The sequence below is a fragment of the Microbacterium sp. Bi128 genome, from assembly GCF_918698205.1.
Genome location: NZ_CAKKMM010001606.1, coordinates 1 through 1,094, shown reverse-complemented (window position 1 = coordinate 1,094; position 1,094 = coordinate 1). Strand labels below are relative to the sequence as shown.

General features: G+C 67.2%; 1 protein-coding gene and 1 pseudogene. Both read left to right on the top strand.

Annotated elements, in window-relative coordinates; all coding sequences use genetic code 11:
- The coding region (locus LQV45_RS34895; protein ID WP_230012544.1) for an SDR family NAD(P)-dependent oxidoreductase at positions 1–679 on the top strand (679 nt) is incomplete at its 5' end.
- Between the two features lie 171 nt (positions 680–850).
- A pseudogene (locus tag LQV45_RS34890) lies at positions 851–1,094 on the top strand (polyphosphate kinase 2); the annotation flags it as partial.

Genomic DNA, 1,094 nt, shown 5'->3' with positions numbered 1-1,094 from the left:
CCTGAACGGCGGCGACGAGGTCCTGCTGCACGCCCGCTCCAGGGAACGCGCCGCCACCCTCGAAGAACTCGCGCCGCTTGCCATCGGCATCGTGATCGGTGACCTCAGCAGGGCCTCCGAAACCCGGGAACTGGCCGCGCAGGTGAACGCTCACGGGCGGATGGACGCCGTCATCCACAACGCGGGCGTCTACCTCTCGCCGGGGCGCGTCGCGACCCCGGAGGGACACTCCCGCACCCTGGCCATCAACGTTCTGGCCCCTTACATTCTCACCGCGCTGATCGAGCGGCCGCACCGCCTGATCTACCTCAGCAGCGGGATGCACCGCGCGGCCGGCGGAAACCTTCAGGACATCGATTGGACCCGACGGCGCTGGGACGCCAGCGCCGCCTACTCCGAGAGCAAGCTCTACGTTTCCGCGCTCTCCGCTGCCGTCGCCCGGCAGTGGACCAACGTGCTCAGCAACTCCGGTGACCCCAGGGCTGGCTCGCCGTCAGCCCTGACCCGGTCGCCCAGGTCTCCGGAATGTACTGGCACCACCGCCGGCCGCGGAAACCGGCCCCGGAGGTCACCGACGCTGATTTCCAGGACAATCTCACCGACAAACTGGCCGAACTCACCGGCATCACGCTCTTCTGAAGCGAACCATCGACCCGGCCCGACCGGCACGCAAGGGTAGGTAGTCCCTGCCGGCGGGTCAGGTGGCGGAAAGTATCCCCCAGCCCGTCCCTATCGTGAGCTCCACTTGTCGGCTTAGGCTGGTCGCATTCTATGAACGCAGTTGAGCATCGAACACCGCCGGCATCTGGAAGGCCGGCAGCTGGTTCGAGGGGGCCGGAAGGGGGCCGGGATGACGCCGGCGGACAGGACATGGACACCCGAGGACCAGGGCTGGCTCCGGGAAAACCTGCGTGAGGCCATCGACCACCTGGTGGAGATGGGGTACACGGTGCGCGGGGGGCAAGGCGAAGATCCGGAACTGATTCACCCCGGCGGCTCGGCCGTCCAGACGTGGCGGGAAGACTACCCCTACGAGCAACGGATGTCCCGCGAAGAGTACGAGCTGGAGAAATACCGGCTGCAGGTTGAACTGC